The organism is Candidatus Obscuribacterales bacterium (assembly GCA_019744775.1).
Lineage (GTDB): Bacteria > Cyanobacteriota > Vampirovibrionia > Obscuribacterales > Obscuribacteraceae > SBAT01.
Genome location: JAIETZ010000001.1, coordinates 809928 through 833572, shown reverse-complemented (window position 1 = coordinate 833572; position 23645 = coordinate 809928). Strand labels below are relative to the sequence as shown.

Below are 23645 nucleotides of genomic sequence, written 5' to 3'. Positions count from 1 at the left end.
GTGAATATTTCGCGTATATTCATCGAGCGGCCTGTCATGACGACGCTGGTGATGGCGGCTTATTTGATCTTTGGTGCGTTTGCCTTTTTCTCTTTGCCCATTAATGACTTGCCGACAGTGGATTTTCCCACGATACATGTGCATGCTAGTTTGCCAGGTGCAAACGCTGACACAATGGCGTCGGCTGTGGCGACGCCTCTGGAAAAACAATTTGCCACTATCGCTAGTCTTGATTCGATGAATTCGTCGAGTGCAATGGGTAGCACGCAAATTACCCTGCAATTCAATTTAGATCGCGATATAGATGGCGCTGCTGAAGATGTGCAGGCGGCAATGGTTGCCGCCCGTCCATTCCTGCCCACAAGCATGCCCACTCCTCCGACACTACGCAAGGTCAATCCAGGTGACAATCCTATTTTATATATTGCGGTTCACTCAGCAACTTTGCCTATTTATACAGTCGATGAGTATGCCGAAAATATCATGGCTTCGCGAATGTCTATGGTCTCTGGTGTTGCGCAGGTGCAGGTGTTTGGCTCACAAATTTATTCGCCGCATGTGCAGGTAGATCCCAGACGTCTGGCTGCTTATGGCTTAGGCATGGATGAAGTTGTAAAAGCGGTACGTGATGCAAATGTCAATCAACCAACAGGAACACTGTACGGACCAAAGCGCGCGTATAACGTAAAAGTAAATGGGCAGTTGTCCAATGCTGATGAATTACGCCCGGTAATAGTTGCCTACCGCAATGGAGCCCCTGTACGGCTGAGCGATTTAGGCGATGTTATCGACAGTGTGCAAACCGACAAAACAGCGAGTTGGTACAACAACAAGCGAGGCGTCATTCTTGCGGTACAGCGTCAACCAGGCACAAATACTATTCAGATAGTTGATGACATAAAGAAATTGCTGCCTACATTTAGAGCAATTGTTCCCAATTCAGTCAGTGTGGATATTCTCTATGACCGCTCTCAATCAATTAGGCGTTCGGTGGAGGACGTTGAAAAGACGCTGGTGCTGACAATCCTTTTCGTTGTCTTTGTCATCTACCTATTTCTAGGTAATCTGACCACGACAGTTATTGCCAGCTTGTCTTTGCCTATTGCCATTGTCGGCAGTTTTGCCTTTATGAAAGGATTCGGCTTTACACTTGATGTAATTTCTTTGATGGCGCTTACCGTGTGTACTGGATTTGTCGTCGACGATGCCATTGTTGTCGTGGAAAACATCATCAGGCACATGGAAAGAGGCGAATCTCCAATGAAGGCGTCTTTTGATGGCGCGCGGGAAGTGGGCTTTACCGTTGTTTCGATGACTGTATCATTGGTAGCAGTGTTTATACCCGTTTTATTGATGGGTGGAATTATAGGACGACTGTTTTTCGAATTCGGCGCCACGATGAGCGTGGCGATTCTAATATCTGGCTTTGTTTCATTGTCGTTGACGCCCATGTTATGCAGTCGCTTCTTGCGCCCCAAGGATGAAACACGTGTTAGTCGCATCCAGCAATTCACAGATGCGGCATTTCATAGGCTGCGCCACGTGTACGATATAACCTTGCTATGGGCGCTTGATCACAAGAAATTCATCGTGATTCTATTTGTAGTGATGGTTGCCGCTTCCTGGCAATTGATGGTGATTATTCCAAAAGGATTTTTGCCTGTGGAAGATACTGGACAAATATTTGGTAATACGGAAGGAGCTCAAGGTAGTTCGTTTGAAGAAGTTGTGCGCCATCAAAAAATTGCCGCTGAAATTGTCGCTAAAGATCCAAATATTCGCGGATTTATGTCCAGTGTCGGCGTCGGTGGTCCTACGCTTTCCGGAAACCAGGGTCGTTTATTCATTGCGCTTAAACCACATAATGAGCGAACAGCGAGCTTTGAGGAAATCATTCAAAACCTCCGTAAAGCAACTGCACATATTCCAGGCTTTCGTGTCTACTTTCAGAATGTGCCGACAATTCGTTTGGGCGGCATGATGACTAAAGCTCAATACCAATTGGCTTTATCAGGTCCTGATTTGAAAGATCTTTATTCTGCGGCCGATAAGCTAGAAGAAAAAATTCGTGATGTGCCTGGTGTTGTGGATGTAAACACCGATGCTCAGATAAAAGACAAGCAGATAAGCCTTCAGATTGATCGTTCCAAATTAAGTAATCTGGGATTGGATATTCAGCAGGTACAGGATGCTTTGAATAGTGCCTATTCCTCAAGGCAAGTGTCTGTAATCTACACACCGACTAATCAGTACTGGGTGATTGTGGAAGTGCAGCCGGAGTTTTACAGAGATCCATCAATGCTTAGTTGGTTGCGCATTCGTTCCAGCTCAGGTCAGTTGATTCCATTGAGTGCAATTTGTGAGTTCAAGCGTACGGTTGGACCTCAATTAGTCAATCACTTAGGACAATTCCCTTGTGTGACGATATCTTTTAATTTGAAGCCGGGCGTGCCGCTTAGTGATGTGGTTGAAAAAATCAAAGCGCTCGCCAAAACCTCCGTACCCGATGATGTTTCGTACAAGTTCCAGGGTTCTGCTCTTGCCTTTGAGTCATCGCTAAAAGGACTTGGGTTTTTACTTATCGTGAGCATTCTTGTCATTTATATTGTCTTGGGCATTTTGTATGAGAGCTTCGTGCATCCCATAACAATTTTGTCCGGTTTGCCTTCTGCCGGACTTGGCGCATTTCTAATTTTGCTGGCTTTCAATCGTGTGCTGGATATTTACGGATTTCTCGGGCTCATTTTGCTCATCGGCATCGTCAAGAAGAATGCCATCATGATGATCGATTTTGCTGTTGACTATCAAAGAGAGCAACAAGTATCGCCACGTGATGCTATTTATGAGGCGTGTCTTGTGAGATTTAGACCGATTATCATGACTACGGCAGCAGCTATTTTGGGGAGCTTACCGTTGGCTGTCGGATTCGGACCAGGATCAGAAGCAAGGCAACCATTGGGACTGACAATTATCGGTGGTCTTCTGGTTTCACAAATAGTCACTCTGTACATTACTCCGATTTTTTACATATACTTGGATAGATTCCAGCAGACTCTGCCGAAATTCAGTCTTAAATCGGTAAGGCGGGAAACAGCATGAACCTCAGCGCATTATCTATAACCAGACCGGTAATGACGACTCTAGTCATGGCTGCGATCATGCTCTTTGGTGTGCTCGGCTACACATCTTTGCCGATAAGCAATCTACCCAATGTTGATTTCCCGACAATTTTGGTGACCAGCAATTTGCCTGGAGCAAATGCGGAAACGATGGCATCGGCTATTTCAATTCCGCTGGAAAAGCAATTTGCCACAATTGCCGGACTCAACCAAATGACTTCCACGAGCACGTTGGGACAGTCACAAATAACTTTGCAATTCGATCCGTCGCGCAACATGGATGGTGCAGCTTTAGATGTACAGGCGGCAATTACTGCAGCGTCGCGCCAACTGCCTCCGCAGATGACAGTGCCGCCTACGTTTGCCAAGGTAAATCCCGCCAGTCAACCAGTTATTTATTTGGCTGTGAGTTCAACTACTTTACCTATGCATCAAGTTGACTACTATGCACAGACACTAATCGGTCAGCGAATTTCTCGAATTGCCGGTGTCGCTCAAGTGCAAGTCAACGGTGCGCAGACTTACGCTGTGCGCGTGCAGGTAAATCCGCAGCGTCTAGCGTCATATGGTTTGGGAATTGATGAGGTAATGAACGCTGTTACTGCGGCTAACCAAAATCAACCAACTGGAATTCTCTGGGGCAAGACACAGGCTTTCACTATTCAATCTAATGGTCAGCTTCTTGATGCTAATGCTTATCGCTCAATAATTATTGCTTCGCGCAATGGCAACCCAATTCACCTTGGTGATGTTGCCAGCGTTATTGACTCTGTGCAAAACGATAAAGCTGCTGGCTGGTACAACAATAAGCCCGCCGTCATCTTAGCTGTGTTGCGTCAACCTGGCGCTAATACAATTGAGGTGGTCAACAAGATCAAGCAGCTTATGCCTAATTTCAAAGAAATGGCACCCAAAGCAGTTGATATAGATATTCTTTACGACCAGTCTGTTGCTATTCGTGATTCGGTCAATGATGTGCAGGCGACATTGCTTCTCACGGTAGCGCTTGTAGTTCTAGTTATTTATTTGTTTCTGGGCAATCTTTCAGCGACTGTTATTCCAAGCTTGGCATTGCCAATCTCAATTGTTGGCACATTTGCTGCTATGCAATTGATGCATTTTAGTTTGAATGTCTTATCTCTTATGGCTCTGTCGCTGTCAGTTGGATTTGTTGTCGATGACGCTATTGTTATGTTGGAAAACATAGTCAGGCACATGGAAATGGGCAAAAGCCCGATGCAAGCGGCTTTTGATGGCTCAAAAGAAATTGGTTTCACTATTTTGTCCATGACGTTGTCGCTTGTTGCAGTATTTATTCCAGTCCTTTTATTGCCCGGTATTGTTGGACGACTCTTCAATGAATTCTCTGTGACTATCAGCGTTGCCATTCTTATTTCCGGCTTTATTTCGCTGACATTTACGCCGATGCTTTGCAGTCGCTTCTTGAAGGCTAAAGACAAAAAGGTCGGCAAGTCGCTATTGATTTTGAAATCTGAAGCAGTCTTTGATTGGATGGTGAGAAATTATCGAACCACTCTGAGCTATGCATTGCATCACAGACAAATGGTTGTTGCTGTATTTTTCTTCATGCTTATTTTGACAGCAGGCTTATTTGTATTTATGCCGAAAGGCTTCATGCCCAGTGAAGACGCCAATCAAGTTCTCATCATGACAGAAGCGGCCCAGGGTGCTTCATTTGATGAGATGGTAAATAAACATAAGAGCCTTTGCCAAATAATTCAAAAAGAAAAAGATGTTCAGTCGGTTATGTCCAGTATTGGTATCGGCAACGGCAGTCCGAACATCGCTCTTAACCAGGGACGAATTCTTGTTGTCTTAAAGGGGCGAGACAGTCGCGCTGTAAGTGCCGAGCAAATAATTGATGACCTGGCGCCCAAGCTTAAACAAGTACCGGGCATCAGCTGCTATTTGCAGGTGCCGCCGATGGTCACAATTGGTGGACAGGTGACCAAGAGTATTTACCAGTACACCCTATCTAGTCCCGACAGCAAAGAGTTATATGCAGCGGCGCGCAATCTGGAAAGGAGAATACGAGAAATACCAGGAGTGGTTGATGTCGGCAGTGACTTGCAAGTCGACAATCCGGAAGTCCACGTGAAGGTTGACAGAGACAAATGTGCCAGACTTGGCGTCACAGTACAGCAAGTAGAAGATTTGCTGAATAACGCTTATGCGGCAAGACAAATTTCGACCATGTATACGCCGACTAATCAGTACTGGGTGATTATTGAAGTTGAGCCAAGCTATTATCGTGATCCTTCGTTACTGCACACGCTGTACATCCATACAAGCACCGGTGCTCTCATACCGCTTGATACTCTATGCACAATGGAAATGGGTGTTGGTCCGTTGCTCGTGAACCATGTAAGCCAATTCCCGTCAGTAACACTGTCATTCAATTTGAGACCGGGTGCATCATTAGGTACGGTCACTAACGAAATCCGTAAGCTGTCAGAGGAGTTGGTGCCGGCTTCAATTACGACAAGCTTCCAGGGATCTGCTCATGAGTTTGAAAGCTCGATGAAAAATCTTTGGCTACTCTTGTTATTAGCTGTAATTGTTATTTATATAGTATTGGGGATTCTTTACGAAAGTTACACGCATCCGATCACTATCTTGTCCGGACTGCCTTCTGCCGGGCTTGGCGCATTACTCACCTTAATGATCTTCGGAATTGATTTAAATATATATGGGTTTCTTGGATTGATAATGTTAATTGGTATCGTGAAGAAAAACGCCATCATGATGATCGACTTTGCACTTGATGCACAGCGTCGCGGTGGCAGTGATGCTGAAGATGCAATTTTTGAAGCCGCTCTCACACGCTTTCGTCCTATTATGATGACGACAATGGCGGCGTTAATGGGCGGACTGCCGATTGCGATGGGTATTGGAGCCGGCGCTGAATCAAGGCAACCGCTTGGACTAACTGTCGTCGGCGGATTGTTGGTGTCGCAGCTGGTTACCCTGTATATTACGCCCGTCTTTTATATTTACTTTGATAAGTTGCAGCGGCAGTTTGCCGAGAAGTTCAAGTCGGTGGCGGATTTAAGTTAGGGCAAGGGCGCATGCAATGCGCCCCTACGAGATTCTTGAGCAAGGATTTCGTCGGATTTGCCGTGGTCGTGTGGTTCAAATTCCCGGGAAATTGAGCGGATTTGGACCCAGAAACGGGCTCTGGGAAAGAAAATCAGCCCTGTCTCATACGAATATTTCGGGCCTGCAGTGCGTTTTGGTGCTGTCTACACGCATTTGCGTATTTTCAAACACATTATCGTTTGATAATCTGAGTGAGCGAGAGTTAAGAAAACGCCTTAGCAATCAAGCCGGAGTCCACCCCCTGCTCCGGCTTGGCTGAGGCCGACTATAAAGGTGAAATTCAAAATGACAAACTCCAGAAAATCTTCAGGCAACACAGTAATCGTGGCACTAGCCGCAATGTCTATGGCAGTAGTAATTGGTTCGTTTGGTTTCCTCAATTACCACATGAAAGCTAACGGTACTACTGCCCAAGAGTCGATAACGGTTATCACTGCTAACGCTCAAGGTCCGTTGTAGAGAAATATGCCCTTAGCTAAGCTGGAGTCCACCCCCTGCTCCGGCTTAGCTAAGGGCATTTTGTATTACGTCGTTTTAGGAAGAAGTTTGCTTTCAGCAAGATCTAGTTCGTGTTCTAAAAGATGGAGAACATCATCCGATATCTTGCCGCTCTTCCTTGATTCAATAATTACTTTTCTTTCCGTGCTAATTAAATCATTCACGCGCTGCTCGTACTGGCTTTGGCAGTCTTTCTAATTAACCTATTAACTGGACGGTCAGCAGTCTAGCTTCCATATAAATTTGCGACTTTGATTGCTTGCGTAAACAAGCTTAAAAGGTCGTGAATTTATAGTATGGAATTGAAGTCAAGTTGATATTCTCCTCTGCATAGGAAAAAAACCGCGGCCCCATTTTGGGGTCTCAAAGCGTGTCTTTGCTCGGAGGAGACCATGCGTTTACCATTGTTGTTGGCAAGTGTTATTGTTGTTTTGCAGCCACTGTGGAGCCTTTCAGCTCTAGCGGCGATGATTAGTTATGACCGACCTACTAATGCGGTCAATATTCAAGGACGTCTTGATGCCAAACGCATAGGTAAAGTTAAGCTCGATAAGAGCGCGGTTGTAATGAGCGGCAACAAGGTTGACATTATCTTTGAATCTGTCGACCTCACCGAGAAAGTCGACGACAGTCAGAAGCAACTAACCGGTACTACCTTCAAGACAAATTTCGAAGGACACAATACCGAAGGCCGCGTAACAGGATTGTTGCTGCTTGAAGGCGGTTCATCGTTGCCTGAGTTTGATATTCCAGGTACAAACGATACAGTGAAGCTGACTGATGGCACCACTCACACCGGCAAAATTGTTAGTTGCACCGATAAATACCTTCAGATTCAGACAGACATTACTAATCGCACAATCGATACAGCCAACATTGCTGAAATCACTTCACCAAGAGTGTTCAAATTCGAAATGCCTGTTAGAACCAGCTCTGACATGACCGGCAAAGCAAAAGTTATTGCTGATGCCAGTCAGATTACTTTCACTCCGACAATGGCTTTGAAGGCTGAGGCAAAAAAGACCGTAAAATCAGAACCAAAAAAAGCCGAGTCTAAAGGGGAAAAACAAGTAGGTAGCATGTCGCGCAAAAAGAAGATCATCATCATGAGTGCAATTGGTTTGTGCTTAATTGCGACGGCTATTGCTGTGCCAATTGCAGTAGCCTGTGGCACCAGCGGTGGCGGTTCGGACAATCGCAAAGCGGCTGAGCAATTGGTCTTATTTAACGCGCTCAGATCCCAGTAATTGCAGGCATTACCCGAAACTATGACGGTGATAAGCTTTTGGCTGGATCGTAGGAATAGATGGCGATACTAGTGTAATCCGCCACTGTCGAGTTGCTTAGTTGCCGGCCCGTACTCGTTCAGCTCGCGCGCGCAATTGGGACACTTCTAAGTCGGTCGTGTGCTGCGATTTTACTTCCACGTTGCCATAGCCTCTAGTGGAAAAGGTGAGGTTGTACAAAAAGTTGGCAAGCTCATCCAGCGTATCGGCAAGCGAGGCGCGCTGCTGTGTGGCAGTGCTATTAGATTTGCCTTCCGCGCCTCTTAGAGCGTTTGTGTACGTATCAATTGCTTGATAGTAATGAGACTTTGCATCATCGACGTTGTCTACGCTTTTGAACATGCGTGCAATAGCAAGACTGTTGTTGCCGCATTGCAAGCTGTCTTCGCCGTGACGAATACGCAAGATGTATCTTGCGCGATCGTAAGCCGCCAAGGCTTTATCTGTTCGTTGATGTTTAGCAAAATAATCTGCTGACTGGGTGATCGCTTGCAAGAGTTTGGGATTGTTTTGTCCCAATTTCTCTGCGTGTCGAATAGCATCGCTATAGTAAGCGTCGGCTGTCGATGGCTGATTTGCACGGTCGGCGGCTTCTGCTTTGGCTAAAAGATCTGACACTGGATCATCGCTAGCCGGAGCCGTAGCAGGAGCTGACGTAGCGACATTGTCTCTGGATGTCGAAAAGGGCGTTATTTTCGCTGCTGTTGTTGGTCTGGTCGAGGCCAGAGCTTGCTGTGCCAGAGCGGCTTCCCGTGAGTTTGGAAAACGCTGTACGGTTTCTTGATAAAACTTTCTTGCCAGATCTGACTTTCGATCGTAGTGATAAGACAAGGCGGTGTAATAACAATCTGTTGCGCTGTGACTTGACGCGTACGATTTGGCAAATGCTGAAGCTGCTGCTGCGTACTTCGCTTGCTTGAAGAAGACCATTCCCTGATCAGACGAACCTGTAGCAAAGCAATCGCTGGTGACCAAGGAAAGTACAACAGCGATGCCGATTACAAATGGTGATTTCATTATTCTAGGTGTTCCTTGCAGTTGCGCAGACGCTCACCGGCAGATTTTGCATGGTCACTATCCGGAGCAAGTTGCAGGTATTGTTCAAATGAGCTTGCGGCTGCTTGCCATTCACGATCATTCTCTTGCATCGAGCCAAGTTCGTAGAAAGCTTCTGCATAGCCTGGGTCAACTTCCGTTGAGCGGGTAAACTCAGACTTCGCTTCAGAGAGCCTGCCCTTTCTCTTCAGCGCTTTACCCAGACCTACGTGAGGCGGACCAGCTTCTGGATGCTTTTTGACCTCAGCAGAGAAGAGGTTTATAGCTACATCAACTTCACCTATCGCGAGTTGGTGATTTGCCTTTTCCAGCTTCTTGCTCCAGTCAATTTGCGAAGCTGACCAGGCTGTGCCTGTAAATGTGCTCGAGAGCAAACTGACGCTTAGCAAAGCCAAGCATATTTGTTTCTTTGACATATTTGTTTCCTACTTAATTACTGATTGCAATTACTGAGTCTTGGAACCAGTCTTAGCGCCAGTCTTGATTGCGGCAGGAGCTTGAGTGTTGGTGGAGCTTGTGCCGGTGTTGACTGGTGTAAGCAAGATTGCAGACACATCAGTTGTAGCTGAGAGCTTTTTGACGTTGTCGCCAACAGCCAGGCTGGAGCCACGGTCAACATTACCTGTTGATGTGCTGGAATCAACTTCAGTCAAAGTGATGATTGCAACAGGCGATGTAACTTCTTTGATTACTTTGCCGGTTGTTGGATCTTTGACTGTTTTGGTTACGCGTTCAGCTTGTAAGTGATCGCCAACTTTAAGACCATTCACTTTGCCGACGTTGATGATTACTGTTGAACCAGTAACATCAGCGATTTTGCCTTGAACATTTTCAGCAATAAGCGATTGATTGTCGGGAATTCTTGCTGCCATTGCAGTCAATTGACCTGTTATTTGTTCGACAGCGGCAAGTGTTGCTTCACCAGCGATGGAGCTTGCGAAGTTGGAGGAATCCCACCAGTTGCCGCCCCAGTTGCCGCCCATGGAAGCGCCACTACGCTTGGATTGACCAGCGCCATTTACTGCCGCGAGGATTTCACCGGTGTTGATGTCGATAACACGAGCATCAATACCGACTTTGGCTTTTTGTTTGTGAACGCTCATACCACCGAGCATACCCAAACCGCCTACAAATGGAATGTAGCCACTGGCCATGCTTATCGGAGCGCCGACATTGGTGTTGCTGGTTTCAAAACCGAATTGTGTAACCGTACCGCAGATGATTGCATCAACGCCGAGCAATTTACCGATTTTGGCAGCTGTTGCTGAATCGGCGCGGTCACTGTTGGAAAGGTTTTGCTCTTTGAGAATTGCATCAATCATTTCTCTTTCGCAAACAGAGTATGTGCCGTCGTTGACCAGTCTTGTGACGATCAAGCTGACGATACCTGTACCGATGTCGGCTGCGCCGACTTCAGCTGAAACGGAGCCGTATTTAAAAGGCATAACGGCGATGCGACGCTTGGCGCCAGCAAAGCTGCTTGTTGGGAACGCAAGTGATGCCACCATTGATAGTGCCACAACAAGGGCTGATAGTTTGCCGAATTTCATTTCAATGTACTCCTCCCGCCCCAGTGGCGGTTTTGCAACAGCATTGGAGGAGTATTTTACCGCATGGCAGCCTAAGTTACGGCTTATCTATTTGATCTAATGGCAGCCTCTTGAGCATCGATTGCTTGGCGCTTAAGCTCAAGTGCCCGTCTTTCCGCTGCCAGTGCCTTCAATTGGGCATTTGTGGCATCGGCGGCTATAGGGGCGGCAGCTGTTTTATTTTTTGCTAATGTGTATTGAGAATACGTTGCAATTAACCCTTGAGCGGTGTGATAGCGCTTGGACTTGGAGGTGACTTGGCGCAGGTCGACGATGGCTTGTCTGTACTGTCCCTGTCTGGCCTTAGCTTTAGCCTGATTGACCAGGTTGCGTGCATCTATCTCCATTTGAATTTGATCCGCAAGTGCGTGTGCCGGCCAAAAATGCGGGCTATCACGAGTAATCATCATTACTGTTTCAAGTGCTTCCTCGTATTTCTCTTCGTGAGCCAATGACTTGGCCTTCTCGATTTTTTCGCGAGCATCTAGCTCTGTGACAACGGCTTGTTCAATCGGTTGTATTGATCTTTGACTTAATTCTTGAACCACTTCGCGCATTGCGGTTGTGACCAATGCTTTATTCAATGGTGCAGCACCACTTGCACTGAAGTCTTGCTTATTAGCCTGTGCTGAGATCGTGTTGATGACAGCGCCATCTCTTGCTGTTTTGATTGTGACTGTGCCATTGACGCGAACAGTCATCGAAGCAATATCAGTATTGTCATCGACACGGCAACTGATATTCCAGTCAGGATTGACGGTTGATACTACAATGTATTGATTTTCTTGCAGTCTTGCAATGATTGAATCAACGATTTGTTGTTCAGTCCCGCTGCCGGTAGCGGCTGTAATAGCCAATCTGACAGGACGAGGCAGGGCGAAACTTGTGGCAGCTAAGCCAAATACTATAAGTAATGCCAACGAGAGGCTGGCGATAATTTTCTTCATGGGAGTTCCTTCTATTGTCACTTAGCTACATGGTCATTCAACCAGTTGGACACTAATTGAATAACACTTTCCTGCACATCAGGATCATTGTCCTGAAATTCTTCCAATATCAAATGCCTAGCTTGGTCGACAAATACCAATTTGCTGTCTTTTGACGGAATTTCTTGAATTAATTCCTCTTGACCTTCATGCTTGACCAAAGCATCGCCAACGCCTTGCATCATCAAGACCGGCGTCGTGGCTATTTTCTTTGCTGCTTTGTGATTGTTGTCCATAAAGCTTTGAAATGCCATCAGCTCGACTGGAGACAACTGTAACCTGCCGAATTCGTTTAGGTCGGCTATCCATTTGGTTTCTAATTCTTGTTGCTTTTCGGCTGCTTCTTTCTTGCTTTGTTCGGATTGAATCTGACCAGGAGCTAGGTGTGTTGTAGCGGAGCGCCCGACCACAATCTCTGTAACATCCATATCCTTCTTGGCACCGCCAAGTAAATGCAAGCCAACTTTGAGTGAGTCTTTGGCGACGTTGTATCTTTCACCAGCTGGTACGCAACAGATAAGTCCATCGATCAAATTCGGATAGAGAGAAGTAGCCTGCAAGGAAATACCGCCGCCCATTGATTCGCCGACTAAATATACTGGGCTGCCTGGGTGTTGTGCGCGGACAAATTTAAGGGCGCCTTCAACGTCTTTCAGCGCACCTGGAAAATCAATGTGTCCGTGAGCGCTCAAGTCGCCATCTTTATGGAATGAGCCAAATCCACGAATATCGACAGCATAAACACCAAAGCCCAATTGATTCATGCGCTGAGCAAAGGCAGTGAATGCGCCTTTGTGCAATCCCAATCCATGAATACAAACCAAATATGCTTTTGGCTTTTGCTTCTCATCAATCCAAGACATCATTGGCGTGACGCCTGCTTCCGGTTGTTTGGATTTTTCCTGCACCGGCGGTGGCAAGTCTTCTTTGTCCATTTCCATTAGCTGTGAATTGGCTGGACACAATGAAGTGAGCAGTGCGCAGCTAATTGAGAGTGCGAGATTCTTCATTTACCTGACCAAGAAACTAACTAGTTGTGTGTAGAGCTTCTGAATTGTCGCAGTGTCACGTGATGACAGAGGAGTCTTCACGCTTGCCGGTGGCAGTGAGCAGTACATAACATCTTGAGGCTTAGGACTGTGTCCGGCTAGACCAAGAGCATGACCAATTTGGTGCAGGCAAACAGCACGAACTTGATTTGGGCTGAGTGGTGAATCTGCGCTTGCACCCTTAGTTAGAATCGTAATTGCTGCGTGACTAATTTTCTTGCCACCCTGAATACTTGTATCGCCACCTTCAAGAGTAGAAGGTATTTTGGTTACATCATCTGTCCATGCGCATTCTATGTCAGCACCAGAGCCACTCTTTACCATTTGAAAACGTACTGATGGACAGGCTGTCTCCCACTGCTTGAAGCTATCGGCAAGGAAGCCAGCGTATTCAGGTTTGAAGCCTGGCGTGCCTGTGCCGGATCCAATGTAAACCTTGATGGTGCTCTTGTCAGATGGCCAGCGCGATGCGCCATCGTGACTTGCATAAGTGAAGTAATCGACAGAGCTTTGTCCTGCTGCTTCAGCCGCAGCTTGTTCTTTCAATTCTTTGTCTAGCTGTGACTTTATTCCCTGTACTTTTGCTACAAGCTTTTGATTAGGGAAACGTTGAACAAATTCGCCATACGTAGACACAGCTTCTTTGAGATTTCCTTCTACTAGAAATGTGCTCGCTAGATTGAGCCAAGCCGACGGACGCGAAGCATCAATTGATATTGCTTTCTTCAAGTGTGTCTCTGCGTCGTTAAACTGACCGAGTTGTGAGTAAGCCATTCCTATATTGGAATGTGCTGAGGCGAGGTCTGGGAAAATTGCCAGTGCATTTTTGAGAATTTGCACAGCCATCAAGAATTTCTCTTCGCGCATCAATTCAAATGCGTTATTCGCCAGTGTCATTGCCTTGAATTGCTCAGGTGTTATGAGCTTTCCACCTGCAAGATATTGCACTTTGCCCGGAGCTGCTGTGCCGGTAGGTGTGCTTGGCGGTGTCGGTTCTTTGACGACCGGTACCACTGGTGCTTTGGGAGCTTCAACAGGCTTTGTTATCTCAGGCTTTTTAACTGGAGCTGGTGCTGGAGTCTCCGGCTTTGCGGTAAGCAATTGGCCGGTAACTTTCAAAGTTGAAGTAGTCGGTGGTGGTGCTGGTGGAATTACAGGAGCTGCTGCCACGGGAGTTGTAGCTACTGGAGTCGCAGCAACTGGAGCTTTGGAGACAGGTGCTGCAACGACGGGCGTTGTGACCACAGGAGCCTGTGCAACAACCTGCACTGGTGCCGGCTTCTCTGAAATAACCGGAGCCGGTTTTCCTAACTTCTGGCAGATGTACTGCAAGTTGGCATTTGCTGCATCAAGTGCATTGGGCATATCTCCCGCTGCGCTCAATACGTCTACTGCACGTCTTGCATATGGTTCAGCTTCTGCAAACTTGCCGACGTACGCCAGACACGAAGCCATCGAATTCAATGCAGACCCATAATTTGAGCTGTTGGACCCACTTGTGTGTTCTTCAACACTAATGAGTTGCTTGTAGCACTCTTGCGCTGTTGCATAATCCGAATCAAGCATGGCATAAGTAGCCATCGCCGGAAGTATTGATGTCAGTCTGCTGTCGTTTGCGCCATATTGTTTTATCCAAATATTGCGTACACGTTTCAAAAGCAAAACAGCCATCTGGTGATTGCCTTGTTGCTCGTGCGCCGTAGCCAATCCTGCAACCGAATTGCCAACATCAACACTTAGAGGATCGCCTAATTTCTCTTGTACTTTCAACGCGCGTTCAAAATACTGCTGCGCTCCTGGCCAATCTTCCTGCTTGAGTCTTAATTCGCCAACTTCGTAATAGGTCTTTGCTAGACGTGGATCCGTCGTTTGAAACTTAGCAGTTAGCTTCAATGCTTCTGCAAGTTCACTTTGTGCCTCGGCATAATTGCCTTCTATTTCGGCTTTCTCGCCTGCCTTGAAGTGGCTTTCCCATTCCGCATCTTTAGCAAGCAAAGCATTGCTCGACAAAAGCATGAGCGAAAGTGCAACGGCAATACGACGACCCTGAAGCATGGTAGACCTCGAGTGAATTAACGAAGATCTTAATTGTATTGGGTTTAGCCAACCTCGATGATAAAAAGGTAATCAGAATGCAGTTCTCGGACATTCTGAGCTACGATGCACCAAGTCACTAGAGGAGATGAGCCATGCCCCATGTTGTTGTAAAACTTTGGCCGGGAAGATCAGAGGAAGTGAAAAAGCAGATTGCTGAGCGCATTTCCAAAGATATTTCGGAAATCATCAATAAGAGCGAAGACTCTGTTTCCGTCGCGATTGAAGAAATCAATAAAGACGACTGGGCAGAGAAGGTTTATAACGTGGAAATCAAGCCGAATATGGACAAGCTATACAAGAAGCCCGGCTATACAATGTGACAACAACTAATCGGACTATGAAAACCATAACGAATTCGCGACTGGGTGTGTGATCGTTAGAAGTAGGTGGAGCTTGACAAGCCTTTGCAAAAAGGCTATTATAGCCATATGAAAATAGCCTCAATATCCGAAACAAAGAATAACCTCAGCGCAATACTGGATTTAGTTCGTAATGGCGAAACTGTTCTCATCACTGATAGGAATAAGCCGGTGGCCAGAATAGAGCCGATTATTCCGGAGAAAGACGAGGACGAAGAGGCGCGCCTTCAACGTTTGGAGGCTGCTGGAATTATTAAACGCGCTAAAAAGGCGATGCCGAGTAAGTGGTTCTTTGAGGGGCCCTTACCGAAATTACCTCATGGTGTTAGTGCGGTTCAGTATCTTTTAGATGAAAGGGAAGAAGGCTATTGAACTTTTGGGATACTTCAGCAATCATGCCTTTGCTAGTTCATGAGAAGGCTTCAATAGCTGCTAGGAGAACTTACAAAAGTCGTGGATCTATGACTGTATGGTGGGCAAGCTCCATTGAATGCAGCTCGGGAATTTGCAGATTGGAGCGCGACGGCAAGTTTGAACATTCAGACGCGGCAGCAGCGTTTGAGTATCTTCAAGAGTTAGAGGTTAGTTGGCGAATAGTACAACCGTCAGAAGCAGTGAAGGATACGGCGGTTCGACTATTAAGAGTTCATCGTCTTTCAGCAGCAGATGCTATGCAGTTGGCTGCAGCGCTAATTGGTTGTGAGCAACGGCCGAAGTCATCCGACTTTGTATGCCTAGACAAAAGGCTCCTGGAAGCTGCTAGTCGCGAAGGCTTCCGTGCAGTGGTTTTTTAGTCTTGAAATTTGCAGATGCAATTTATGGTATTTCGCATTTAGCCGACAACACCGGGAATTAGCTCAATCGGTAAAAGATAAAAATGACTATCAAAGGAGAAGGCTTGCTTCAACAGTTTTATGCTGCCGTCACTTGCAAGAATCATTTGCGCTGACTTTGTTCTTTCAAAAACTGCAAGATCGATTTAATGTCTTCACCGGTCAAAGGACCTCCCGCTGCCATCAAAAATCCAGGCATGGACGCATGGGACTTGCTGCCGTAAGAAGTAATTTTTTCCATATAGCCATAAACTGCCGGATCAGCATAGTCTCGAGGAACAAGCGCCGGACCGACTGCTCCTTGCGCCTTGTTTCCATGACACATGGCGCAGTCGGCGCCATACAAGTCGCCGCCAGTTAGCCCGAGCCCGACCTGTACATGGCACACAGCACAACGACCTTCAAATATTTTTGCTCTCTGCTCATTACTCAAACCGGCATGCAGATTTTGGACGGTAACGGTCAGCTGAATTATCGATTTCGGAGATTTAGGATCGTTTGAGTAGACCTCAATATCCTTAGTTACTTTTCCCTGCTTCATTGCAGTGTCCATCATCACTTCAAGCGGAGCAGATGCGCCTGGCTCAATGTTTTTAATTTTCATACTCGGCACGGTACAACCGCAGCTAGATGACACGCGATCAATAGTTAGGGTTTTGCCACCACGATTTGTGACCGTAAAAGTATGGTGTACCTCAGTGCCTTCTTTTACTTCGCCCAGATCAAAAGCCCTCTCAGCAAAGTCAATTAGCGGGCGGTCCGAAACACTAGCTTCCTCTGCTTTACTGGGGAGTTTAATTAGAACTAGAGTTAATAACAGGAGGCTAATGCCAATAAGAGCGACTGTCCCTTTGTTTTGCAATTTTGCCTTGCAATAAGGTTTTCCGAACATGGCTGCCTCTCTGCTAAAGTACTGGTATTATGAAACCGCACTTGTGGTGAGAATGCAAGAATTTAATCGGCTGGGGTTAGTGAATATGCACAATTACTTAACTTTAGCAATTCTGCTGAGCATAACGGTTATCTGTAACGCTGATGCCGCCTGGTGCAAGGAGGTCCCTTCGGCTAACAGCAAGCCAGTCAACGCGCAACAGCAAAGTCCTGTCGAGCTGCATCTAATTTACTTTCGCATCGAAGGCACTCATTGCCCAATTTGCCTGGCACGGATGAATGGCTATATAAGAAATGCTGACGGAATAGAAATGTCCGAGGTTTCGTTTCATTTGCCGATAGAAGCAGTAGTTATTTATGACAGAAAGAAAATCAACATCAACTTGTTTTTCGATAACATTGCCAAAGTTGAAAACGTCAAATTCGTCGATGTACAAGATACAGTCATTTCGGAGCTTCCAAAGTTCATCCGCCCGCGACCGCATAAAATCGAGTCGCTGCTCAATCCTTACATCATGCCCTAGACGCCAATTGCTATTTCTTTGAATCCTTCAAAGACTGTTCTTGATTGGAAACGATGGTATCAAGCTTGGACTGATTGTCTAATATCTTATCCAGCTTTGCCAGGATCTTTTCCTGATTTTCAATTATCGTGCGCTCGTTGGCAATTATTGTGCCCTGATTACTAATCACTGTTGCTTGGTTGCATGAGTCTTTGTCATTGTGTCCGGCTTCACATGCAAATAAGGGACAATTCAAATTCGGCAAAATACAGGCGATAACCAATACCAGAATGCTCGACAGATGTCTTTTCACTCAATGATCTCCTTTGAAGTTGAAATGCACTAGCTCAGATTAATTGAGTTGAAAAGCACCATCTATTAATTGAGCTGATAGTAAATTATCCTCTATTATTAGAATGCAGATAATAGGGGAAGTTTATGAATTCTCAGAAGTTAGTTGATACCAACAAATCAAACGACAACTCCAAGAAAACGGCATATGTCGACATGAAAGTACGTGGCTCCTTCTTTCCAGGGAAAAGATCCAAGAATAAAAATTCGGCTGGCAAATGTTGTCACGGCAGCGGTGGTAATTGCAAATCAGCCTCTTAAAAAAGCATGACAATTACGCTAACGAACACCACTGCGCATGCTGCAGAATTGTCTGAGCTTTGGGAAAGAATTCAATCGTTTGAAATTGACGACCCCACTGCAGAAGAGCCCTTTTCTGCAGTATTGCGCGAAGAAATGGACTGGGACAACAACTTCATTGCCCTGGCTATCGAAGAATATAAGCGCTTTATGCTTCTGACAAAACTATATCCAGACAGAATGGTGCCATCGGTTCACGTTGACACTGTCTGGCATTTGCATCTTCTGTATACGCGCAATTACCACCTTTTTTGTAAAAACGCACTCTCCTCTGACTTCGTCCACCACGAGCCATCCAAGGGTGGCAACGAAGAAGATAGCTTTTTTGCCGGACTATATGATGATACTTTGAGCAGATACCAGGATGTCTTTGCACGGATACCGCCCGAGGAAATCTGGGGAAGCCGAACTTAATCACGATCACGGTGCAATATCACCTAACACGCCCAGAACTGGACGAAAGTGTTACCCGTGTGTCCGGAATGTTCTGTTAATTATGTGTCCGGGCCTGACAACTGAAAAATCGTTTTCGCATTTAGCCGACAACACCGGGGATTAGCTCAATCGATAAAAGATAAAAATGACTATCAAAGGAGAAGGCTTGCTTCAACTTTTTTCTTTGAATGACTGCAAGGCTTGTAGCATCGGTAAACGACAAGTCCTGGTCGTTGTACTTTTTCAAGATTGTCATTGCCTTATCTTCAATTTCACGTGTAATTGTAATAATTTCAAGCGATGATTCTTTCTGCTGCTCGGCTTGGCGAATTGTTTGTAAAAACTTTATAGCTTGATCGTAGCCCAGGTGGTAACGCAACCAGGTATAGGTTTCATCGATCACGAAATTAGAAGTTATGAGAGGAAGCCTTTGGTTCAAAATTAACGAGAACTGCCTGACGGCTATTTGGTGGTATTTGTCTTTTTGATCGGCGAAAGCGCAAAACGCTCCCGTATCAACAAAAATCATCAGACACCGTAGATGGTTTTGTCGTGATCGGCAGCTCCTGCCGATCCACTTTTGCTGGAGCCAATTCCAGCTAAGGCGCTCAGCGGGTGATTACTTGGCAGTGCATCTAAAGCAAGGAAATATGCGTCGAGTGCCTGCCTGATGATATCGGCCTCGGAGGTGCCGACTTCTTCGGATAACTCTGCCAGCCGCTGATCTTGCCAGGTATTTAAATAAATCTGCTTGCGAATCATTTGCATTGGTGGCTTCCTCAATGACAATTATATGATGGGCGATGTATAAATGTCAAGATAATGATGTATATAATTGCAAAATGTGGTGTATAAGAATCTCGGCAGAAAGCGTAACCGATGTCTCCGGAACGTTCTGCTAACTATGAGTCCGAGTCGGACAATTAGTTACAGCCCTATTTTTTTGAGTTAGGCCCTGGGCGCCCCACGAGCGGAGGCATCCACGTGGTCGTGTGACGGCTTTGTGTCCCCGACAAAATTCTCCAAAAAAATTTGAATTTTGTAATACCGGACATGCCCAAAGGTGATATGACAACATATTCCTTCGGTATCCCTCGTATTACCCCACAGGGCCAAGTTGGTCCGCAAATGGACATGAAATGACGAAGAGATACCCGTCCTTTATATTGAGTTTGCTTTTTCTTTCAATCGACTTTTCCCAGTGCTCAGGTATAGCCTTGGCTGAGACTACCAGTGCGCCTGCTCCCACGTTGAGAGGAGAGCACGGTGCTTCTACTGGCATGACTGGAATTGTGCCTCAAACGGATGCTCTTCCCGGCGAAATTAAGACTGAGTTCAAAGTAGTAGATTCTGCGGCTATTGATGTTGATATTACCGCCATCAGAGATACCAGCGCGGGTGCCAAGAATGACATCAACGGAAAAGTTAGAGCCAAATATATTCCAGTCAGAATAAGCATCATCAACAAATCTGGGAAGCTTCTTCAAATCCCTAAAGATGGAATTTATTTCGTTGATTCTAAGGGAGAAAAGATCCCTGTGCCTTCGGAGGCAGAAATTTATAAGAGTGTGAAACGCAATGGAATTCTTAGAGCCCTTGCCTGGGGAATTCCGATTGGAGTTATTTCCTTTGGCTTTTTGGCTGTTCCAGCATTCGCGTATTCTGGTGCCCACACCAAAGTCACCAATGGCTCACTTAAAGCGAATATTGCGGAGCACAGCTTCCGTGGTGGACATTTGGGCCCAGAGAGTTCGATCTCGAAGATAGTTTTTATTCCCAAGAAGAATGGAGATATTGGACAAATTGCTCTGAGTCGCGTCATCAATGAAGAAGACGAAACCATGACTCAGAAGGTAATTGGCATTGAAACGACTTGTGATATGACAGGAGAGAAAAAACCGTGCAACAAAATCGCAAAGCGATAGTTCTGATTGCAGCCTTCACCTATGGTGTGTTGGCTCCGCTTCAGGTTCTGGCTGATCCTATTAAACTGGAAGAAGGCGCTCCGGTTAGACTTAAGCTTCTAGATTCAATTTCCTCTGGTACGAATCACGAGGGAGATAGCGTTAGCTTCCGAGTCATTGATGATGTGACGGCTTCTGATGGTAAAACTGTTTTGATCAAGTCCGGCGCTCCAGCTTGGGGCATGGTTTCAAAGCTCGAGGGCAGAGGATGCCTTGGTGAGAAGGGACAGCTTTCGTTGGTAGTGGAAGGAGCTAAGTCGATTGACGGCAAAAAGATCCCGTTGAGAGCTGCTGTAAATCGTGAAGGCAAAGGTCAACTTGGACCTGTTATTGCCCTGAGCGTGGTTATCTGTCCGCTCTTTTTGTTGATGCGTGGCAAAGACGCTACTATCCCGGCTGGCACTCAAATTAGTGCGTATGTGGATCGTGACTCGCTAGTGGAAGCTACACCGGCACCGGGTATAAGTCCGGCTGTTGCAGCTGTCGGTGCTGTAAATATTGCCACCTCTGAGCAACCACTGCCAACAAAATCTGTTACTCAATCAGATGCTCCAGTTTCCTTGGCGAATGCAGCCAATGATATACCTGAGGCTTCAGAAGCACTGGAAAAACTCTATAACTCTGGTCTCCTCAGTAAGAAAGAATATGAAACCAAAAAGAAGACGTTGACCAAGAAGAGCATCGCTTTGAAAAAGTAATTGAGACATCAAAGCCTGGCTACACGCTGTGAAATAAGGGATGTCCTATCAGTCCGAATGAACGAACATCCAACCTGTTCCTAAGAACGTCCCCTCAAGCGTTCGATTTGCTTCAGCGTTTCTTCCCGCTGAAATTTGGCGCTTCCATGCCTTGGATCAATTCGTAGTGCTACGTCGTAACAACGCAAGGCTTCCGAATACTGTCCGAGATCATAGTAAGCATGCATCGGCTTATCCGAGTTTACGAAGGATTGTTGAAAGTCCTAATAAGTGGCTCTCAGGGTTTCCCGTGATAGGTAGGGTCAATCCGCCTTAATCCTGCAACGATCCAATGTGATGCTAGTTATTTTTGAGCAATTCGATTTCTGTCCGCTTCAATGGCTTCAACTAGATTCTTGACCAATTTGTCGGCAACATTAGAACTACTGTTGAGAGGCATCAAAATTCTACTCCTAATATCATCCGACCAAAATATCTGCTTACCCTTTCCGGTCAGGTGTACCACTAAAGATGCAGAAGTTCGCGTGCCTCCGTTTAAACCAGAGCCAGAGCCGTATAAATACATTTGATGCCTGACTTCCGCAGCCCCGCTCAAAATAGCATCTGCATCGTCTGGCGACTCGACAACAGTTATGATCGTTGACTTGACTAATTTACTAATTACCTTCTGCCTAATCAGCTCTGAGCCATCAGCGGTGCCGAGTGGTGAGATAAAAATCTTTTTGATGTCGCCTAGTCTTTGAATGGGCATATCTTTTGACAAGATAGACATCTCCGCCAAGGGTTCCACCAAACCACTTTTTTTAGCGTCGACCGATTGCTGATGATTTAGAAGTTGCGGCTCGGAAGATTGCTGTTGTGCCCCAGCAGGTATTGCGAAAAGCACCAATGAAACTAGCCCTAGAAATTGTCTGTTCACTTATCGTGTCCTCATCGAAATGACGCATGTTTGATACCTGCGACAAATGCCCGGTATTCATGTCCGCTTGGACCCCCTTGAATTCCGGGCTAAGTAAACCATAGAGGAGCCTATCCAGATATTAGTTGGAGTTTATAGGCGTCCGAAACCCACAGATCGGGGACAATGTTGATTAGGCTATGGTGTTAACGGCTCTAAAAAATCGCTGCATTTTGGCTCGGTTATTGTTGTGTCTTTGTGCTGACACAGGAGAGTGTCTGCACACAGGCACCGGACGGGATAGCCGGATTCGTCTTGTCGTAGAACTTTGGCAATGGCGATTTGAGTCAAAACACAGCAGTTTCTCAAGACTGATTACAGTCTCTTTGACCTACAGTATAGACACTATTGTTTTGTGCTCAGTCCGTTATCGATAACCCATGCTAGGATTGCCGCCTCCGCAAAGCTCATAAAGGTTCCGAGAATTTCCCCTCGGAAATGTTTGATGATGCTGTCGGCTTCCTTGTTGTTCGGAGACAATCCTAAGCTTTTTAGAAAAGCTAGCCAAATCATATGATCGGCAATAAAGTATCTTGACTCGTCTGTATTATCTGATCTGCGGAGAAGATTTAGATTGCTTGGTTCTTGCTCCTTGAAGCGACTCCAGAGCTTGACCAAAATTCCAATTGCTTCTTTGGTTGGGAGCGACTCGTCCTTGTGATTGTAGTGAAAGCCGAATGTGTCTCGAAATTTCATTAGCCGTTGATAAATAGGAATGTCTAGAAGCCTCCTTAGGTGTTCGAACTGTTCTTTCAATTCGGTGTGCGTGCAGATCCAGTCATATTCCGGAGTTGTCGCTTCGGGCTTTGGCTTGATCATGTAAATAAACGCTTTGCACGCCTCTACGAGATGCGAGTGTTGCAGTCGCATTAGATAGAGCTTCAGTGGGAGTTTGATGTCTTCTGATAGGCTGGTTGACTCGTCAACGGCATCGCATAGCTGAATGGTTGATAGCAAGTCATTAAGTGTCCGCAGCATTCTGAGGAAATAGTCGTGATGCGGTGCTTTCTCCGCCTTTTGTAAATCGAGCCGCAATTCAATCACTTCAATTGCTCCTTGTGTTGAACACGATTTTTACTGCCATTTTATCGTTTTGCTGGAATAGCACCGCCTAGTCTTAAGTGGGATTACTGGAAATTTCAAAATACCTTTTGCACCTAATAGGCACCGTCAAAAATGAGGGTTTCAGACAAAAGCCCGAAACCCTCATTAAAAAATGGAGCCGACAGTGGGAATTGAACCCACGACCTACGGTTTACGAAACCGTTGCTCTACCCCTGAGCTACGTCGGCATATATTGAATTCTATAGCGTATGTGCCAAGAAGGTCTACCCGCATTGTCATGAGTTGCTTCAGGAGTTGTGAATGGTCCCAAGCCGTGTATTCTCGCAAGCTGTTCGCTTGACATAGCATCTCTAGCATGTTACGCTACGCGTATGATGATCAAGAGCTTTCGCAATCGAGAGACGGAAGAGCTTGCAAATAACAGGTACGTCAAACAATTTGATGGTATCAAGGATTCAGCGCGAAAGAAGTTGGAGATCTTAAAAGCG

25 protein-coding genes and 1 tRNA gene are annotated in these 23645 nt (G+C 46.0%); 12 read left to right on the top strand and 14 right to left on the bottom strand.

Annotated elements, in window-relative coordinates:
- The 4 genes from K2Y22_03705 (at nucleotide 1) to K2Y22_03690 (ending at nucleotide 7984) form a co-directional block, all read left to right on the top strand.
- Nucleotides 1-3099: an efflux RND transporter permease subunit gene (locus K2Y22_03705; GenBank protein ID MBX9877540.1), complete on the top strand. Its 3099-nt coding sequence runs from the start codon at nucleotides 1-3 to the stop codon at nucleotides 3097-3099.
- On the top strand, nucleotides 3096-6197 hold the full coding sequence (locus tag K2Y22_03700) for an efflux RND transporter permease subunit (protein MBX9877539.1): 3102 nt from the start codon (nucleotides 3096-3098) through the stop codon (nucleotides 6195-6197). The genes K2Y22_03705 and K2Y22_03700 overlap by 4 nt, the downstream gene beginning before the upstream one ends.
- 327 nt (nucleotides 6198-6524) lie before the next feature.
- Nucleotides 6525-6698: a hypothetical protein gene (locus K2Y22_03695; protein MBX9877538.1), complete on the top strand. Its 174-nt coding sequence runs from the start codon at nucleotides 6525-6527 to the stop codon at nucleotides 6696-6698.
- A 431-nt stretch (nucleotides 6699-7129) separates the two neighbouring features.
- Nucleotides 7130-7984: a hypothetical protein gene (locus K2Y22_03690; protein ID MBX9877537.1), complete on the top strand. Its 855-nt coding sequence runs from the start codon at nucleotides 7130-7132 to the stop codon at nucleotides 7982-7984.
- Nucleotides 7985-8080: 96 nt separating this feature from the next.
- Here K2Y22_03690 and K2Y22_03685 read toward each other — a convergent pair whose 3' ends face one another.
- The 6 genes from K2Y22_03685 to K2Y22_03660 form a co-directional block, all read right to left on the bottom strand.
- Nucleotides 8081-9040 (bottom strand): tetratricopeptide repeat protein, encoded by a 960-nt coding sequence (locus K2Y22_03685; GenBank protein ID MBX9877536.1) that lies wholly within the window; start codon nucleotides 9038-9040, stop codon nucleotides 8081-8083.
- On the bottom strand, nucleotides 9040-9495 hold the full coding sequence (locus tag K2Y22_03680; GenBank protein ID MBX9877535.1) for a tetratricopeptide repeat protein: 456 nt from the start codon (nucleotides 9493-9495) through the stop codon (nucleotides 9040-9042). Before K2Y22_03680 ends, K2Y22_03685 begins: the two co-directional genes overlap by 1 nt.
- A 30-nt stretch (nucleotides 9496-9525) precedes the next feature.
- On the bottom strand, nucleotides 9526-10629 hold the full coding sequence (locus K2Y22_03675; GenBank protein MBX9877534.1) for a hypothetical protein: 1104 nt from the start codon (nucleotides 10627-10629) through the stop codon (nucleotides 9526-9528).
- 83 nt (nucleotides 10630-10712) lie between these two features.
- Complete coding sequence (locus tag K2Y22_03670) at nucleotides 10713-11615, bottom strand: hypothetical protein (GenBank protein MBX9877533.1); 903 nt, start codon at nucleotides 11613-11615, stop codon at nucleotides 10713-10715.
- 17 nt (nucleotides 11616-11632) lie between these two features.
- Nucleotides 11633-12664 (bottom strand): lysophospholipase, encoded by a 1032-nt coding sequence (locus tag K2Y22_03665; protein ID MBX9877532.1) that lies wholly within the window; start codon nucleotides 12662-12664, stop codon nucleotides 11633-11635.
- Nucleotides 12665-14758, bottom strand: coding sequence for a tetratricopeptide repeat protein (locus K2Y22_03660; protein MBX9877531.1), 2094 nt, complete (start codon nucleotides 14756-14758; stop codon nucleotides 12665-12667).
- A gap of 134 nt (nucleotides 14759-14892) precedes the next feature.
- On the opposite strand from K2Y22_03660, the gene K2Y22_03655 reads away from it, so the two are divergent.
- From K2Y22_03655 to K2Y22_03645, 3 genes are all read left to right on the top strand, one after another.
- Nucleotides 14893-15120, top strand: coding sequence for a tautomerase family protein (locus K2Y22_03655; GenBank protein ID MBX9877530.1), 228 nt, complete (start codon nucleotides 14893-14895; stop codon nucleotides 15118-15120).
- A gap of 108 nt (nucleotides 15121-15228) precedes the next feature.
- The gene (locus K2Y22_03650; GenBank protein MBX9877529.1) at nucleotides 15229-15531 is read left to right on the top strand and encodes a type II toxin-antitoxin system prevent-host-death family antitoxin; all 303 of its coding nucleotides are present in this window, start codon (nucleotides 15229-15231) and stop codon (nucleotides 15529-15531) included.
- Entirely contained in the window at nucleotides 15528-15953 is a 426-nt protein-coding gene (locus tag K2Y22_03645; protein ID MBX9877528.1) for a type II toxin-antitoxin system VapC family toxin, read from the top strand. Before K2Y22_03650 ends, K2Y22_03645 begins: the two co-directional genes overlap by 4 nt.
- 142 nt (nucleotides 15954-16095) lie before the next feature.
- On the opposite strand, the gene K2Y22_03640 is transcribed toward K2Y22_03645, so the two are convergent.
- Nucleotides 16096-16884: a DUF1573 domain-containing protein gene (locus K2Y22_03640; protein ID MBX9877527.1), complete on the bottom strand. Its 789-nt coding sequence runs from the start codon at nucleotides 16882-16884 to the stop codon at nucleotides 16096-16098.
- Nucleotides 16885-16969: 85 nt separating this feature from the next.
- Between K2Y22_03640 and K2Y22_03635 the strand changes: the two genes are divergently transcribed.
- On the top strand, nucleotides 16970-17407 hold the full coding sequence (locus K2Y22_03635; protein ID MBX9877526.1) for a hypothetical protein: 438 nt from the start codon (nucleotides 16970-16972) through the stop codon (nucleotides 17405-17407).
- Between the two features lie 10 nt (nucleotides 17408-17417).
- Here the strand turns inward: K2Y22_03635 and K2Y22_03630 are convergent, their stop codons facing one another.
- Nucleotides 17418-17699, bottom strand: coding sequence for a hypothetical protein (locus tag K2Y22_03630; GenBank protein MBX9877525.1), 282 nt, complete (start codon nucleotides 17697-17699; stop codon nucleotides 17418-17420).
- A gap of 125 nt (nucleotides 17700-17824) precedes the next feature.
- Here K2Y22_03630 and K2Y22_03625 point away from each other — a divergent pair, with 125 nt between their 5' ends.
- Nucleotides 17825-17998, top strand: coding sequence for a hypothetical protein (locus tag K2Y22_03625; protein MBX9877524.1), 174 nt, complete (start codon nucleotides 17825-17827; stop codon nucleotides 17996-17998).
- Nucleotides 17999-18004: 6 nt separating this feature from the next.
- Entirely contained in the window at nucleotides 18005-18451 is a 447-nt protein-coding gene (locus K2Y22_03620) for a glycine-rich domain-containing protein-like (GenBank protein ID MBX9877523.1), read from the top strand.
- Nucleotides 18452-18572: 121 nt separating this feature from the next.
- On the opposite strand, the gene K2Y22_03615 is transcribed toward K2Y22_03620, so the two are convergent.
- Both K2Y22_03615 and K2Y22_03610 read right to left on the bottom strand, forming a co-directional pair.
- The gene (locus K2Y22_03615) at nucleotides 18573-19001 is read right to left on the bottom strand and encodes a PIN domain-containing protein (protein MBX9877522.1); all 429 of its coding nucleotides are present in this window, start codon (nucleotides 18999-19001) and stop codon (nucleotides 18573-18575) included.
- Complete coding sequence (locus K2Y22_03610; protein ID MBX9877521.1) at nucleotides 19001-19240, bottom strand: ribbon-helix-helix domain-containing protein; 240 nt, start codon at nucleotides 19238-19240, stop codon at nucleotides 19001-19003. The genes K2Y22_03615 and K2Y22_03610 overlap by 1 nt, the downstream gene beginning before the upstream one ends.
- 371 nt (nucleotides 19241-19611) lie before the next feature.
- Between K2Y22_03610 and K2Y22_03605 the strand changes: the two genes are divergently transcribed.
- Both K2Y22_03605 and K2Y22_03600 read left to right on the top strand, forming a co-directional pair.
- On the top strand, nucleotides 19612-20397 hold the full coding sequence (locus K2Y22_03605; protein MBX9877520.1) for a hypothetical protein: 786 nt from the start codon (nucleotides 19612-19614) through the stop codon (nucleotides 20395-20397).
- Nucleotides 20373-21134: a hypothetical protein gene (locus tag K2Y22_03600; GenBank protein MBX9877519.1), complete on the top strand. Its 762-nt coding sequence runs from the start codon at nucleotides 20373-20375 to the stop codon at nucleotides 21132-21134. Before K2Y22_03605 ends, K2Y22_03600 begins: the two co-directional genes overlap by 25 nt.
- Before the next feature lie 80 nt (nucleotides 21135-21214).
- Here the strand turns inward: K2Y22_03600 and K2Y22_03595 are convergent, their stop codons facing one another.
- From K2Y22_03595 to K2Y22_03580, 4 genes are all read right to left on the bottom strand, one after another.
- Nucleotides 21215-21361 carry a tetratricopeptide repeat protein gene (locus K2Y22_03595; protein ID MBX9877518.1) on the bottom strand — a complete coding sequence of 49 codons (147 nt, stop codon included), beginning with the start codon at nucleotides 21359-21361 and terminating at the stop codon, nucleotides 21215-21217.
- A gap of 116 nt (nucleotides 21362-21477) precedes the next feature.
- Complete coding sequence (locus K2Y22_03590; GenBank protein MBX9877517.1) at nucleotides 21478-22053, bottom strand: hypothetical protein; 576 nt, start codon at nucleotides 22051-22053, stop codon at nucleotides 21478-21480.
- Nucleotides 22054-22437: 384 nt separating this feature from the next.
- On the bottom strand, nucleotides 22438-23136 hold the full coding sequence (locus K2Y22_03585) for a hypothetical protein (GenBank protein ID MBX9877516.1): 699 nt from the start codon (nucleotides 23134-23136) through the stop codon (nucleotides 22438-22440).
- A gap of 173 nt (nucleotides 23137-23309) precedes the next feature.
- Nucleotides 23310-23384, bottom strand: a tRNA-Thr gene (locus K2Y22_03580).
- Nucleotides 23385-23645: the final 261 nt, after the last annotated feature.